At 75.2% G+C, this 14,153-nt stretch carries 13 protein-coding genes; 7 read left to right on the forward strand and 6 right to left on the reverse strand.

Features of this window, described 5'->3' with window-relative positions; genetic code table 11:
- Nucleotides 1–95 precede the first annotated feature (95 nt).
- The 6 genes from GTR00_RS04110 (at nt 96) to GTR00_RS04135 (ending at nt 6,593) form a co-directional block, all read left to right on the forward strand.
- A complete protein-coding gene (locus GTR00_RS04110) occupies nt 96–1,043 on the forward strand; it encodes a bifunctional riboflavin kinase/FAD synthetase (protein ID WP_166610370.1) in 948 nt (315 codons plus the stop codon).
- A gap of 148 nt (nt 1,044–1,191) precedes the next feature.
- Nucleotides 1,192–1,461 carry a 30S ribosomal protein S15 gene (rpsO, locus tag GTR00_RS04115; protein ID WP_166610371.1) on the forward strand — a complete coding sequence of 90 codons (270 nt, stop codon included), beginning with the start codon at nt 1,192–1,194 and terminating at the stop codon, nt 1,459–1,461.
- A 291-nt stretch (nt 1,462–1,752) separates the two neighbouring features.
- A complete protein-coding gene (locus tag GTR00_RS04120) occupies nt 1,753–4,008 on the forward strand; it encodes a polyribonucleotide nucleotidyltransferase (protein ID WP_166610372.1) in 2,256 nt (751 codons plus the stop codon).
- A gap of 79 nt (nt 4,009–4,087) precedes the next feature.
- Nucleotides 4,088–5,386 (forward strand): M16 family metallopeptidase, encoded by a 1,299-nt coding sequence (locus tag GTR00_RS04125; RefSeq protein ID WP_205705010.1) that lies wholly within the window; start codon nt 4,088–4,090, stop codon nt 5,384–5,386.
- A complete protein-coding gene (gene dapB, locus GTR00_RS04130; RefSeq protein ID WP_323132202.1) occupies nt 5,383–6,138 on the forward strand; it encodes a 4-hydroxy-tetrahydrodipicolinate reductase in 756 nt (251 codons plus the stop codon). The genes GTR00_RS04125 and dapB overlap by 4 nt, the downstream gene beginning before the upstream one ends.
- Nucleotides 6,139–6,149: 11 nt before the next feature.
- A complete protein-coding gene (locus tag GTR00_RS04135; RefSeq protein WP_166610374.1) occupies nt 6,150–6,593 on the forward strand; it encodes a hypothetical protein in 444 nt (147 codons plus the stop codon).
- A 28-nt stretch (nt 6,594–6,621) separates the two neighbouring features.
- Here the strand turns inward: GTR00_RS04135 and GTR00_RS04140 are convergent, their stop codons facing one another.
- The 5 genes from GTR00_RS04140 to GTR00_RS04160 all read right to left on the reverse strand — a co-directional run bounded on the left by GTR00_RS04140 (nt 6,622) and on the right by GTR00_RS04160 (nt 12,082).
- Nucleotides 6,622–8,982, reverse strand: coding sequence for a glycoside hydrolase family 65 protein (locus GTR00_RS04140; RefSeq protein WP_166610375.1), 2,361 nt, complete (start codon nt 8,980–8,982; stop codon nt 6,622–6,624).
- Nucleotides 8,979–9,740: an HAD family hydrolase gene (locus tag GTR00_RS04145; RefSeq protein ID WP_166610376.1), complete on the reverse strand. Its 762-nt coding sequence runs from the start codon at nt 9,738–9,740 to the stop codon at nt 8,979–8,981. Before GTR00_RS04145 ends, GTR00_RS04140 begins: the two co-directional genes overlap by 4 nt.
- Nucleotides 9,741–9,900: 160 nt before the next feature.
- On the reverse strand, nt 9,901–10,257 hold the full coding sequence (locus GTR00_RS04150) for an alpha/beta hydrolase (protein WP_166610377.1): 357 nt from the start codon (nt 10,255–10,257) through the stop codon (nt 9,901–9,903).
- A 218-nt stretch (nt 10,258–10,475) separates the two neighbouring features.
- Nucleotides 10,476–11,624, reverse strand: coding sequence for a glutathione-independent formaldehyde dehydrogenase (locus tag GTR00_RS04155; RefSeq protein WP_166610378.1), 1,149 nt, complete (start codon nt 11,622–11,624; stop codon nt 10,476–10,478).
- Nucleotides 11,625–11,668: 44 nt separating this feature from the next.
- A complete protein-coding gene (locus GTR00_RS04160; protein WP_166610379.1) occupies nt 11,669–12,082 on the reverse strand; it encodes a TIGR03618 family F420-dependent PPOX class oxidoreductase in 414 nt (137 codons plus the stop codon).
- 152 nt (nt 12,083–12,234) lie between these two features.
- Between GTR00_RS04160 and GTR00_RS04165 the strand changes: the two genes are divergently transcribed.
- Nucleotides 12,235–12,663, forward strand: coding sequence for a phage holin family protein (locus tag GTR00_RS04165; protein ID WP_166610380.1), 429 nt, complete (start codon nt 12,235–12,237; stop codon nt 12,661–12,663).
- 6 nt (nt 12,664–12,669) lie between these two features.
- Here GTR00_RS04165 and GTR00_RS22840 read toward each other — a convergent pair.
- Nucleotides 12,670–14,153: family 43 glycosylhydrolase (locus GTR00_RS22840; RefSeq protein ID WP_205705007.1), on the reverse strand; the 1,484-nt coding region annotated here is incomplete at its 5' end.

The raw sequence follows: 14,153 nt of genomic DNA on the forward strand, positions 1-14,153 counted from the left end.
GGCCAGCTCGCGGGTGAAGGGCACGACGAGCACGGCGTCCACGCCGCAGGCGGCCACCAGCTCCAGGCGGTGCTCCAGGCCGGTGAGCAGGCCGGGTGCAGCGGTGGGACGACCTGGCAGACGTGGACCCCGGTTTCGGTCCCTCGGTGGTCACCATCGGCAACTTCGACGGGGTGCACCGCGGCCACGTCGCGGTGCTGGACCGGGTGGTGCGCGCGGCCCGCGAGCGCGGCGCGGCCGCCGTGGCGGTCACCTTCGACCCGCACCCGCTGCAGGTGCTGCAGCCCGACCGCGCCCCCGGCCTGCTCACCGGCCTGGAGCACCGCCTGGAGCTGGTGGCCGCCTGCGGCGTGGACGCCGTGCTCGTCGTGCCCTTCACCCGCGAGCTGGCCTCCTGGAGCCCGGAGCGCTTCGTCGAGGACGTCTTCGTGCGCGCGCTGGGCGCCGTGGAGGTCGTCGTCGGCCACGACGTGCGCTTCGGGCGCGGCAACAGCGGCGACCTGGGCACCCTGCGCGAGCTGGGACGCCGGCACGGCTTCGCGGTGACGGCCCTGGAGGACCTCGGCGACGGCGCCGGCGCGGCGCCGCGCTGGTCGTCCACGGCCGTGCGCGAGGCGCTGGCGGCCGGGGACGTCGAGCGCGCCGCCGCCGTGCTGGGGCACCCGCACCGGGTCAGCGCCACCGTCGTGCACGGCGACCACCGCGGCCGCGAGCTGGGCTACCCCACCGCGAACCTGTCCGCGGAGGACTCCGAGGGCCTGGTGCCCGCCGACGGCGTCTACGCCGGCTGGCTGCACCGCCCCTCCGGCGAGCGGCTCCCCGCGGCGGTGTCCGTGGGCACCAACCCCACCTTCGACGGCCTCGAGAAGCGCGTGGAGGCGCACTGCGTCGACAGCCCCGGCCTCGACCTGTACGGCGAGCGCGTCGCCGTGGACTTCGTGCACCACCTGCGCCCCACCCTGCGCTTCGACGGCGCCGCGGCGCTCGTGGAGCAGATGGCGCGCGACGTGCAGCGCTGCCGCGAGCTCCTCGGCCTGCGCTGAGCGGCGCGCGGCCCCGCCCCGGCCCGTGCGGTCACGGGGCGCGCCGCCCCGGCTGGTAGCCTGAACGAGCCGTTCGAACGGCCGCGGACCCAGAGAGCCCGGGTGGATCAGCCCCGGAGCACCGCGCAACGAGACCCAGGAGAGCACCGTGCCCCTCGACGCCGAGACCAAGAAGAAGATCATGGCCGAGTACGCCACCAGCGAGGGCGACACCGGCTCGCCCGAGGTGCAGGTGGCCATGCTCACCCAGCGCATCCGCGACCTGACGGAGCACCTGAAGACGCACCAGCACGACCACCACAGCCGCCGCGGGCTGCTGCTGCTGGTCGGGCAGCGCCGCCGCCTGCTGCAGTACATGGCCAAGAAGGACATCAACCGCTACCGCTCGATCATCGAGCGGCTCGGCATCCGCCGCTGAGGCGAGGCAGGGGCGGTCCCGCACGGGGCCGCCCCTGCTGCACGTGCGCCGCCGCCGGCCCCCGCGGGCCGCTGCCGCGCACGACCGCCCGACTCCGGGCAGACTCGGGGTGTTGACCGCAGCACCCGGCCGCCGTACCGCGCAGCGTCGTGCCGGTCCTCGGTAGTGGCCTCCGGGCGCGCCACGCGCCCGTGGGCCTCGATCGAAGGCCGGACCGGCGGGGGACGACCCCCGCCGGGCACGCGCCGGTGCGGCGGGCACCGCACCACAGACGGAAAGAGGAGGGAACCCGTGGAGGGTCCTGAGATCACCGCCGCCGAAGCCGTCATCGACAACGGCTCGTTCGGCACCCGCACCGTCCGCTTCGAGACCGGCCGCCTGGCCCGCCAGGCCGCCGGCTCGGCGGCCGTGTACCTGGACGGGGAGTCGTTCCTGCTGAGCGCGACGACCGCCGGCAGGTCCCCCAAGGACCAGTTCGACTTCTTCCCCCTGACGGTGGACGTCGAGGAGCGCAGCTACGCCGCCGGGAAGATCCCCGGCTCGTTCTTCCGCCGCGAGGGCCGCCCCTCGACCGAGGCGATCCTGGCCTGCCGCCTGATCGACCGCCCGCTGCGCCCCAGCTTCGTCAAGGGCCTGCGCAACGAGGTCCAGGTCGTCGTCACCGTCATGGCGCTGCACCCCGACGACGCCTACGACGTCGTGGCCATCAACGCCGCCTCGATGTCCACCCAGCTGGCGGGCCTGCCGTTCTCCGGCCCGGTCGGCGGCGTGCGCATCGCCCTGGTCGACGGCCAGTGGGTCGCGTTCCCGCGCTACTCCGAGGTCGAGCGCGCCGTCTTCGACATGGTCGTGGCCGGCCGCGTCGTGACCGCCGCTGACGGGTCCGAGGACGTCGCGATCATGATGGTCGAGGCCGAGGCGACCGAGGGCTCCTGGAACCTCATCAAGGAGCAGGGCGCGACCGCCCCCACCGAGGAGGTCGTGGCGCAGGGCCTGGAGGCCGCCAAGCCGCACATCGCCGCGCTGGTCAAGGCGCAGGCGGAGGTGGCCGCCAAGGCCGCCAAGCCGACCGCTGAGTTCCCGCTGTTCCCCGACTACGCCGACGACGTCTACGCCGCCGTCGAGCAGGCCGCCTCCGCCGACCTGGCCGGCGCGCTGGCCATCGGGGGCAAGCAGGAGCGCGAGAACCGCATCGACGAGATCAAGGCGCAGGTCCGCGAGTCCCTCGCGGAGCAGTTCGCCGGCCGCGAGAAGGAGGTCTCCGCGGCCTACCGCTCGGTGCAGAAGAAGCTCATCCGCCAGCGCATCCTCACCGACCAGGTGCGCATCGACGGGCGCGGCCTGGCGGACATCCGCACGCTGTCCGCCGAGGTCGAGGTGCTGCCCCGGGTGCACGGCTCGGCGCTGTTCGAGCGCGGCGAGACCCAGATCCTGGGCGTGACCACGCTGAACATGCTGCGCATGGAGCAGCAGCTCGACACCCTCTCGCCGGTGACGCGCAAGCGGTACATGCACAACTACAACTTCCCGCCGTACTCCACCGGTGAGACCGGCCGGGTGGGCTCGCCCAAGCGCCGCGAGATCGGCCACGGCGCCCTGGCGGAGCGCGCGCTGGTGCCGGTGCTGCCGGCCCGCGAGGAGTTCCCGTACGCCATCCGCCAGGTCTCCGAGGCGCTGGGCTCCAACGGGTCCACCTCGATGGGCTCGGTGTGCGCCTCGACCCTGTCGCTGCTGAACGCGGGCGTACCGCTGCGCGCGCCCGTCGCCGGCATCGCGATGGGCCTGGTGTCCGACACCGTCGATGGCGAGACCCGCTACGCGGCGCTGACCGACATCCTCGGCGCCGAGGACGCCTTCGGCGACATGGACTTCAAGGTCGCCGGCACCAAGGAGTTCGTCACCGCCATCCAGCTGGACACCAAGCTGGACGGCATCCCCGCCTCCGTGCTGGCCGGGGCGCTGACCCAGGCCCGCGACGCGCGCCTGCACATCCTGGACGTCATGGCCGAGGCCATCGACGCGCCGGACGAGATGTCGCCCACCGCGCCGCGCATCATCACGGTGAAGGTGCCGGTCGACAAGATCGGCGAGGTCATCGGGCCCAAGGGCAAGATGATCAACCAGATCCAGGAGGACACCGGCGCCGACATCTCCATCGAGGACGACGGCACCGTGTTCATCGGCGCGGTCGACGGCCCCTCGGCCGAGGCGGCGCGCGCGGCGGTCAACGCGATCGCCAACCCGACGATGCCCGAGGTCGGCGAGCGCTACCTCGGCACCGTCGTGAAGACGACCACCTTCGGCGCGTTCGTCTCGCTGCTGCCCGGCAAGGACGGCCTGCTGCACATCTCGCAGCTGCGCAAGCTCGCCGGCGGCAAGCGCGTCGACAACGTCGACGACGTCGTCTCGGTCGGCCAGAAGGTCCAGGTCGAGATCGCCGAGATCGACCCGCGCGGCAAGCTCTCGCTGGTGCCCGTCGTGGCCGAGGAGGAGGGCGCGCCCGCCGACGCGCCCGCCGCCGACGACGCCGCGACGGCCGACGCCTGACGTGTCGGCCCACCACGGCGCGACCGACCCCGTCGACCTCCCCACGGAGGCGGCGGGGTCGGCCCCCGTCACGACCACCCTGTCCGACGTGGACGGGGCGCTGGTGCGCCGCACCGTCCTGCCGTGCGGCGCGCGGGTGCTGACCGAGGCGATGCCCGGGCAGCGCTCGGCGAGCATCGGCTGCTGGGTCGGCGTCGGCTCGCGCGACGAGACCAGCGGGCACTTCGGCTCCACGCACTTCCTCGAGCACCTGCTCTTCAAGGGCACCGAGCGCCGCGACGCCATGGACATCGCCACGGCGTTCGACGCCGTGGGCGGCGAGGCCAACGCCGCCACCGGCAAGGAGCACACGACGTACTACGCGCGCGTGCTCGACACCGACCTGCCGATGGCGATCGACGTGGTGACCGACATGGTCACCTCCGCGGTGCTCGACGAGGACGACTTCAGCTCCGAGCGCGAGGTCATCCTCGAGGAGCTGGCGATGAACGACGACGACCCCGGCGACGTCGCGCACGAGCGCTTCGCCGAGCTCGTCCTGGGCACGCACCCGCTGGCGCGCCCCATCGGCGGCACTCCGGAGACCATCCGGGCCGTGGGCCGCGACGACGTCTGGGCGCACTACCGCGAGCACTACCGCCCCTCCACCCTGGTGTTCACCGCCGCCGGCGGCCTGGACCACGACGAGGTCGTGGACGCCGTGCAGCGCGAGCTGTCCCGCGCCGCGGGCGAGCTGCACGACGCCGCCCCGGCCCCGCGCCGGGTGGCGGGGGAGGTCTCCGGCGGCCTGGAGACCGGCCGCACCCTCGTGGTGGAGCGCGCCACCGAGCAGGCGCACGTGCTGCTGGGCACCACCGGCATCACCGCCACCGACGAGCGCCGCTTCACCCTCAGCGTCCTCAACGCCGTCCTGGGCGGCGGGATGAGCAGCCGGCTGTTCCAGGAGGTGCGCGAGAAGCGCGGCCTGGCGTACTCGGTGTACTCCTTCAACGCGAACTACGCCGACTCCGGCTACGTGGGCCTGTACGCGGGCTGCTCCCCGGCCAAGGCGGGCCAGGTCACCGAGCTGATGCTCGAGGAGCTGGCCAAGCTGGCCGCGGCGCCGCTGGAGGCCGAGGAGCTCGGCCGCGGCATCGGCCAGCTGGCCGGCGGCATGGTGCTGGGCCTGGAGGACTCCGGCTCGCGCATGAACCGCCTGGGCAAGGCGGAGCTGGTGCACGGGCAGTTCCTCGACGTCGACGGCGTCCTGGCCCGCCTGCGCGCGGTCACCGCCGAGGACGTGCGCGCCATGGCGGCGGACCTGCTGGAGCGCCCGCGCTCGGTGACCGTCGTGGGCCCGTTCACCGACGACGCCCCGTTCCGCTCGGTGGTGCGGTGAGCACGGACGGCCCGCCGCTGCGCGTGGCCGTCACCGGCGCCCGCGGGCGCATGGGCTCGCAGGCCTGCGCCGCCGTGGAGGCCGCGCCCGACCTGCAGCTGGTGGCGGCCCTGGGCCGCGGCGACGACCTCGCCGCGGCCCAGGGCGCCGACGTGCTGGTGGACCTCACGGTGCCCGGCTCGGTGATGGGCAACGTCGAGCGGGCCCTGGGCATGGGCCTGCACGTGGTGACCGGCACCACCGGCTGGACCGACGAGCGCGTCGCGCGGGTGGAGCAGTGGCAGCGCGCCGCGGGCCGCAACGTGCTCATCGCCACGAACTTCGGCCTCGGCGCCGTGCTCGTCATGCGGTTCGCCCAGCAGGCGGCGCGCTTCTTCGAGTCCGTGGAGGTCGTCGAGCTGCACCACCCCGGCAAGGTCGACGCCCCCTCCGGCTCGGCCGTCCGCACCGCGCAGCTCATCGCCGCCGCGCGCGCCGAGGCCGGGCTGGGCCCCTCCCCGGACGCCACCGAGCAGTCGCTGCCCGGTGCGCGCGGCGCCGTCGTGGACGGCGTGCACGTGCACGCGGTGCGCATGCGCGGCATGACCGCCCACCAGGAGGTCGTGCTCGGCGGCCCGGGGGAGACCCTGACGCTGCGCGACGACACCTACGACCGCGCCGCGTACATGCCGGGCCTGCTGCTGGGTGTGCGGCGCGTCGCCGAGCGCCCGGGCGTCACCGTGGGCCTCGAGCACTACCTCGACCTGGCCTGAGGGGGCGCGCCGTGCGCACCAAGGTCGTGGTCGCGGTGGCCTGCGCGGCCCTGCTCTTCTACTTCTCCCTGCTCGGCCGCCTGGGCGTGGACCTGATCGCCACCGGCCGCTGGGCCGGTGTCCTCATGGGCGCGGCCGTGATCGTGCTGCCCCTGGTGGGGGCCTGGGCCGTGGTGCGCGAGCTGCTCTTCGGCCGCGCCACCGAGCGGCTGGGCCGGGAGCTGGCCGAGCGCGGCGAGCTGCCCGAGGACGACCTGGGGCGCACCGCCACCGGCCGCGTGGACCGCGCCGCCGGGCAGGCGGCGTTCGAGCGCTGCCGCGCCGAGGTGGAGGCCGCCCCGCAGGACGCGGGCGCCTGGTACCGCCTGGCGCTGGCCTACGACGCCGCCGGCGACCGCCGCCGCGGGCGCGCCGCCGCCCGGCACGCGGTGAAGCTGCACGCCGGGCGGCGCTGAGGCCGCTCGCCCCCCCGCCCGGCGCCCCTCAGCGCGCCGCGGGGGTGCGCGGGGCCGGCTCGCGCCCGGGGGGCTGCTGCGGGCGCGGCAGCAGCGGCACGCGCTGGCGCAGCGGCAGCGTCACCGGCGCCGAGCCGGTGACGACGACCTCCTCGCCGGCGTGCCGCAGCCGCACCTGCGCGTCGGGGCCGTCGTGCACCTCGTAGGTCGCCTCGTGCCCGCGCACGTCCACCCGCAGGGTGCAGCCGCGCCAGCGCACCGAGAACCGCAGCCGGGAGATCCCGCTGGGCAGCCCGGGGTCCAGCGACAGCTCCCCGGCGGTGTCGCGCAGGCCCCCGAAGCCCTGCACCAGCGCCATCCAGGTGCCCGCCAGCGAGGCGATGTGCAGGCCGTCCAGGGTGTTGTGGTGCAGGTCGCGCAGGTCCACGCTGGCGGCCTCGTAGGTGTAGTCGTGCGCGAGGTCCAGGTGGCCGACCTGCGCGGCCAGCACGGCCTGCACGCACGCCGACAGCGAGGAGTCGCGCACGGTGCGGCGCTCGTAGTAGTCGACGTCGCGGGCGACGTCGTCCTCGTCGAACCGGTCGCCGAACCAGAACAGCGCCATGCCCAGGTCCGACTGCTTGCACACCTGCCGGCGGTACAGGTCGAAGTACGGCGCGTGCAGCAGCAGCGGGTACTCGCGCCGGTGCTCGAAGTCCCACTCCGGCAGCCGGGTGAACCCCTCGTGCTGCTGGTGCACGCGCAGCCGCTCGTCGTAGGGCACGTGCACCGCCTTGGCCGCGTCCACCCACGTCGCGGCCTCCTCCAGGTCCACGCCGAGGGTGCGGGCGCGGTCCTGGTGCCGGCGCACCGCGGCGGCGGCGGCGGTGAGGTTGTGCGCGGCGGCGAGGTTGGTGAAGACGTTGTCGTCGACGACGGCGCTGTACTCGTCCGGGCCGGTGACCCCGGCCACGTGCCAGGAGCCGTCGGCCTGGTGGTGGCCCAGCGACATCCACAGCCGGGCGGTCTCCACGAGCACCTCCAGGCCGCCGTCGGCCTCCAGGGCGTCGTCGCCGGTGACCACGCGGTAGCGCTCCACCGCGGTGGCGATGTCGGCGTTGACGTGGAAGGCGGCGGTGCCGGCCGGCCAGTAGCCGGAGCACTCCTCGCCGCGGATGGTGCGCCACGGGAACGCCGCCCCGCGCAGCCCCAGCTCGTGGGCCCGCGCGCGCGCCTTGCCCAGGGTCGTCCACCGCCAGCGCAGCGCGTCGCGGGCGGCGTCGGGGGCGGTGTAGGTCAGCACGGGCAGCACGTACGCCTCGGTGTCCCAGAAGATGTGCCCGTCGTAGCCGGGACCGGTCAGCCCCTTGCCGGGGATGCCGCGGCCCTCGCCGCGGGCACCGGCCTGCAGGACGTGGAACAGCGCGAAGCGCACCGCCTGCTGCACCTCCGCGTCGCCCTCCACGAGCACGTCGGCGGCGTCCCAGAACTCGTCGAGGTACTGGCGCTGCTCGCGCAGCAGCCCCTCCCAGCCGGTGTAGCGGGCGCCGCTGAGCGCCCCGGCGACCTGGTCGCGCAGCGCCGGCTGGGAGCGCTGGGCGGACCAGCCGTAGGCCAGGTGCTTGACGAGGCGCACCCGCTGGCCGGGTTCGACGGCGACGACGAACGTGGTGCGCGCCCAGTCGTCCGACACCCGCGTGTCGCACTCCACGCGGCCCTCGGCCTCCAGGGAGTTGTCCATGCCGGCGGCCAGCTGCAGCCCGCTGGCGCGGGTGCGGTGCACCAGGGTCGCCCCGGTGCGGCTGGTGTCGTGCTCGACCGCCTGCAGCGGCGAGGCGAGCACCGCCGCGGCGCGCGGGTCGGCGCTCTGCGCCGGCATCGCCTCGTTGGCCACGAGCTCGGACTGCAGGGTGAGGCGGGCGGGGCCGTCGACGGCCTCCACGACGTACTCGACGGCGGCCACGGCGCGCTGCACGAAGGAGACCAGCCGGGTGGAGCGCACCCGCACGCGCCGCCCGGCGGGGGAGACCCAGTCCACGCTGCGGGTCAGCGTGCCGGCGCGCAGGTCCAGGACCCGCTCGTGGGAGAGCAGCTCGCCGTAGCGCACGTCGAACGGCTCGTCGTCCACCAGCAGGCGCACGATCTTGCCGTTGGTGACGTTGACGACGGTCTGCCCGACCTCGGGGTAGCCGTACCCGGCCTCCGCGTACGGCAGCGGGCGGTCCTCGTAGAAGGAGTTCAGGTAGGTGCCCGGCAGGCCGTGCGGGTCGCCCTCGTCGAGGTTGCCGCGCAGCCCGATGTGCCCGTTGGACAGCGCGAACACCGACTCCGAGGGCCCCAGGACCGACAGGTCCAGCTTCGTCTCGCGCACGTGCCACGGCTCGACGGCGAAGGTGTCCGGGCCGATCACCGCGCCCCACCGCCCGCCGGCGCGCGCAGCAGCTCGGCCAGGTCCTGCACCACGACGTCGGCGCCGTGCTCGCGCAGCGCGTCCGCGTGCCCGACGCGGTCGACGCCGACGACGAACCCGAAGCGCCCGGCGCGCCCGGCCTCGACGCCGGAGAGCGCGTCCTCGAACACCGCCGCCCGCTCCGGCGGCACCCCGAGCAGCCGGGCGCCCTCCAGGAACGTGTCCGGGGCGGGTTTGCCGGCCAGGCCGAGCTGGGTGAGGGTCACGCCGTCCACGCGCTCCTCCACCAGCTCCGCCAGCCCGGTCACCTCCAGCACCTGGCGGGTGTTGGCGCTGGAGGAGACCACCGCCCGGCGCAGCCCCGCGTCGCGCGCGGCCCGCAGGTACTGCCGGGACCCCTCGTACACCTCCACGCCGTCGGTGGCCAGGCGCTGCAGCAGGTCGGCGTTCTTGGCGTTGCCCAGCCCCTGCACGGTCCGCGCGCCCGGCGGGTCGTCCGCCGCGCCCTCCGGCAGCACGGTGCCGCGGCTGGCGAGGAAGTCGCGCACGCCCGCGGCGCGCGGCTTGCCGTCCACGTACGTGCGGTAGTCCGCGTCCGGGTCGAACGGCACGAACGGCTCCCCGGTGCGCTCGGCGCGCTCGCGCAGGAAGCGGTCGAACATCGACGTCCACGCGGCGTTGTGCACCGCGGCGGTGTTCGTGAGGACCCCGTCCAGGTCGAACAACAGGGCCGTGACCCCGTCGGGCAGTCCCAGCACGTTCGCCGTCCCTTCGACGTCCCGGTCGCCCGACGGGTGCCGGGTGCCACGGCGAGCCTAGGAGCAGGTCAGCCCCCGCGCAGGGTGGACGCGCGGGGGCGGTGCGCGGATACCGCTGCGGGGACCGGTGCGGGGACCGCTGCGGGCCGGGGGTGCGGCGTCAGCCGGCAGCCGGTGCTCCCGCGCCGCCGACCGCGCCGTCGACCACGGAACCGGGGGAGAACGCCGCGACGGCCCGCACCGCGCGCGGGTTCGCCAGGCCCAGGCTCAGCGCGCACGAGGCGCCGTCGGAGAAGCCCCCGAAGCAGAGCCGCTCCGGGTCGACCGGCAGGAGCCCGGCGACCCCGGCCAGGGCCCGCCGCACGGCGGCGACGTCCGGGCCGGGGGCGCCGATCACGACGTCCCAGGTGTGCCGGGTGGAGCGCGGGGCCAGCACGGCCGCGCCGTGCCGCTCGGCGGCGGCACCGGCCAGCCGCAGGGACCGCTGCGCGTCGCCGCCGGAACCGTGGAAGAACACCAGCAGCAGGACCGGTCCCGCGGCCGCGGCGGGCGGGACGCTCAGCAGCGCCTCGCGGGGGCCCGGTCGCAGCGTCAGCGTCCCGGGCGGCGGGACGTCGCGCGGCGGTGCGGCAGGTGCCGACGGCGGGCACCCCCGGACGGGTCGTGCCGTCCGGGGGTGCCGGTGGTGCGGCGGGGCCGTCCGCGGCGCCGGTCAGGGCGTCCGCTCCGGGTCGGTCAGGAGGCCTGGCCGGGGTGCAGGAGCACCTTGGTCCAGCCGTCCTCGCGGGCGTCGAACCTCGCGTACCCCTCCGGCGCCCGGTCCAGGCCCAGCTCGTGCGAGACGATGAAGCCGGGGGTGGCGCGGCCGGCGACGATGAGGTCGCGCAGCTGGCGGTTGTAGCGCATCACCGGCGCCTGGCCGGTGCCCATGGACTGGCCCTTGGTGAAGAAGGTGCCGTAGTCCCAGCCGATGCGGCCCTGCTGGGCGCCCTCGCTGGCCGCGCCGGGGTCCTGCGGCATGTACACGCCCACCACGCCGATGCCGCCGGTGCTGCGCACCACCTTCACGAGGTTGTCGAGCACCAGTTCGGGGTGCTCGTCGCCCGCGGGGTCGTGCGCCTGGTAGCCGACGGCCTCCACGCCGCGGTCCACCCCGCGCCCCTTCGTGGCCTCGGTGATCTGCTCCACCGGGTCGGAGGCGGAGAAGTCCACGCCGATCGCGCCGATCCGCTCGGCCAGCGCCAGGCGGTCCTTCTCCTTGTCCACGACGAAGACCCGCGCGGCGCCCTTGAGGAGGGCGCTGTGCGCGGCCATGAGCCCGACGGGGCCGGCGCCGAACACCGCCACGTCGTCGCCGGGCACCATCCCGGACAGCTCCACGCCGTGCCAGCCGGTGGGGAAGACGTCCGAGAGCATCGTGAAGTCGTTCTCGTGCTCGGTGCCCCCGGGGAGCTCCAGGAGGTTGAAGTCCGCGTGCGGCACCCGCAGGAACTCCGCCTGGCCGCCGTCGTAGGGGCCCATGTTCGCGTAGCCGTAGGCCGCGCCGTCCATGCCCTCGATCGGGTTCATGGTCAGGCAGAACGAGGTCCAGCCGTGCATGCAGTTGCGGCACGCGCCGCAGGCGATGTTGAAGGGGACGGAGACGCGGTCGCCGACCTTGACGCGGCTCACCCCGGCACCGACGGCCTCGACGACCCCCGTGTTCTCGTGGCCGAGGACCTTGCCCTCCTCCACGCTGGTGCGCCCCTCGTACATGTGCAGGTCCGACCCGCAGATGTTCGTCGTGGTGATGCGCACCACCGCGTCGGTGGGGTGCTCCACGCGCGCGTCGGGCACCTCCTCCACGGCGACGGTCCTGGGGCCCTTGTAGACGACAGCCTTCACGGTCCTGCTCCTGTTCGACGTTCCTGGGTCGGTGGTGGGTCGGGTCAGCCGGAGATCGTCTGGCGCTCGGGCACGATGAACACCGTGACCCGCTCGGTCTTGATCTGCTCCGGCGGGTACGGCTTGCCCTCGTACTTCCGCGACAGCTCGTCGATCCGCTCGCGCGCGGCCGGCCCGCGCTCGACCTCGCCGACCGTCCCGCGCACCTCGGCGTAGCGGTACGCGTTGCGCTCGTCGCGGATCGCGATCGTCACGCGCGCGTCGCGCTGCAGGTTGTGGAACTTCTGCCGGTGGTCCTCGGTGTTCACGTACAGCCGGCCGGCGTCGACGCCGACCCAGATGTACTGCGTCTGGATGCGCCCGCTGGGCAGCAGGGTGGAGATGGCGGCGAAGTTGGGCCCGCTCGCCAGCTCCTCGGTGGTGGGGTGCAGGTCCGGTCCGTCCTGGGTGTCGGCCACGAACTCCCCCTACCCCGCCCGCGGGAGGTCATGCGCGCAACCAGTGGACCGGCGGGCGCGGGGGCGAGGGGCGCCGGACGGCGCGGTGGCCGCAGCGCGCGTACGGTCGGTGCCACCGCTCCACCACCGCTTCCAGGCACGGGAGGACGACGATGACGGAACAGCCGCGCACCGCCGGTCAGCTGGTCGACGAGCTCACCTCGGACACCGCGCAGCTCGTGCGCGCCGAGGTGCGCCGCGGGCAGCAGGAGATGCTCGCCAAGGTCGAGGAGGCCTCGAAGGGCGCCGCGCTGCTGGGCGGCGCCGCCGTCCTGGGCGCGCTGGCGGCGGGCACCTCCGCCGCCTTCGTGGTGCGCACCCTCGGCAAGGTGGTGCCCGCGCCGACCGCGGCGTTCCTGGCCACCGCCCTCTACGGCGGCGGCGCGGCGGCGCTGGGCGCCGCCGGGGTCGCGGAGCTGAAGCGCATCGGCTCGCTGCTGCCGGAGGAGACGATCGCCAGCGTGCGCGAGGACGTGCGCGCGGCGCGGCCGGGCGCAGCCGCCGGCACGACCGGGCCGGGCGCCACCGGGCCGGGCGCCTGAACGCCCTCAGCGGCGCGTGACGACCCCGGTGACGGTGTCGAAGACGAGCGAGCCGCCCTGGAAGTCGCTGCGCCGCCCCCCGGGCACCGCGTACTCGTCGCTCACCGGGAAACCCAGCGGGCCCCTCTCCCAGCCGGTGTCGCCCCACGCGGACTGCAGCGCACCCTGCACGACGTGCGCCCCGGTGGCCGGGGACCAGTAGATCGAACCGCCCAGGAAGTGCCCGTGCGCGCCGTCACCGCGGGGCGTGCGGACCTCGTCCGACGTCGGCGGGCCCAGCGGCCCGTCGGCGCCGCCGGTGGCCCGCCACTTCTCGCCGATCACGCCGTCCACCGCGTGCTCCTCGGGCACGGGCCCGTCGACGACGTCGAGGGTGCCGTCCGGGTTGCGCTGCAGGGTGGCGATGCCCAGGCGGCGCGGGTGCGGGAACTCCCCGCCGCGGTCCTCGCCCAGCCAGAACGAGGAGTACGCCACCCGCAGCACGCCGTCGGTGCCGACGAAGCCGTTGGAGCCGCCCGGGCCCTGGATGCTGTCGCGGCTGGCCAGCAGCGCCGCCTGCGGCTCCGGGCGGGTGCACGGGGCGGTGGGCCCGGCCGGGCAGACCGCGTACCCGCTGGCGTAGTTGCTGCGGCCGCTGTCGTCCAGCACGCCGGAGTAGTTCGCCGAGTAGAACAGGTACGTCGTGCCCTCGAAGGTCACCATCGAGGGGTTCTCGATCGTGTTGCCCTCCCACCGGGCGGCCCGGTTCGTCTCCAGCAGCGTGACCGGTCCGGCCCCCGGCAGCGGCAGGCCGTCGGCGCCGACCTCCACCGCCTGGATCGAGGACTCGCGCACGTCCAGCTTGCCCGCGGCCTTCCACAGCAGGAAGGTCCTGCCCGTGGCCGGGTCGGTGTACGGGTCGGGGTCGATGGAGCCGGCCGGGTCGCGCTCGGCCGGCTGGCACTGGACGGGCGCGTCGCCGCTGACGTCGCGGAACGGGCCCAGCGGCGAGGTGGCGGTGGCCACCGTCAGGCAGAACCGGTCCGCCGACACCCGCACGGGGGAGTACGCGAACCAGGTGCCGTCGAGCTCGGTGACGCCCGGGGCCCAGTAGTCGCGGTCCACCCAGGGGCCCTGCTGGTGCGGCAGGCCCCAGCTCGCGGGTCGGACCAGGGCGTCGTTGGTGTCGTAGGCGGCCCAGTCGTCCAGGCCGGCCCGCCGGACCTCCACCGGGATCGCCTCGTCCTCCTCGACGTCGTACCCCCACGACCCCGGGGGGCCGTCGTCGCTGTAGCGCGGGCGCACCGTCCAGTTCCGCAGGTCGGTGCTCGTCAGCACCGGCAGGTACCGCCCGCCCACGGGGGAGGCGTACGCGTGGTACGTGCCGTCGACGAGGACGACCTCGGGGTCGCCGAAGTCGCCGACCCAGCGGGTGCCCGGCTCGAACCAGCCCTCCTCGGGCGGGCCGGCGGATCCGTCGGCGCTGTCGGGCGTGGCGGGCGCGGCCGCCA

The sequence above is a fragment of the Kineococcus indalonis genome, assembly GCF_009906395.1.
Taxonomy (GTDB): domain Bacteria; phylum Actinomycetota; class Actinomycetes; order Actinomycetales; family Kineococcaceae; genus Kineococcus; species Kineococcus indalonis.